This is a genomic window from Pseudoalteromonas sp. S558, from assembly GCF_005886635.1.
Lineage (GTDB): Bacteria > Pseudomonadota > Gammaproteobacteria > Enterobacterales > Alteromonadaceae > Pseudoalteromonas > Pseudoalteromonas aliena.
In genome coordinates this window covers 1-276 of record NZ_PNDU01000680.1, presented here as the reverse complement: position 1 = coordinate 276, position 276 = coordinate 1, and the positions used below count along the sequence as shown (strand labels likewise).

Here is a 276-nt window from a genome sequence, read left to right as displayed (position 1 = left end):
GCCTTTTAATCCACACCTTTAGCGTCTACATAAGGTGAGTTTGCTGGACTTTCAATGTTCTTTATTGCTACCGCATAATGTGTTGGGTTAGTTATAATAACATCGGCAGTTTGTACTCTCTCTTCAACTTTAAGATTTGCCTGTTGAAACTGGATTTGCCTAATTTTATTTTTTATTTCAGGGCTACCATCAGAATATTTCCGCTCTTCTTTCCCCTCTTTGTGCGTCATTTTAATATTTTTAGAGATTTGATGATGCTGAAAAGGAACATCAAAT

The 276-nt window shown here is 35.5% G+C and carries 1 protein-coding gene; it reads right to left on the bottom strand.

The window, feature by feature from the left end:
• Positions 1–5 precede the first annotated feature (5 nt).
• On the bottom strand, positions 6–276 hold a 271-nt coding region (locus tag CWB66_RS21920), incomplete at its 5' end, for an EscU/YscU/HrcU family type III secretion system export apparatus switch protein (RefSeq protein WP_171037574.1).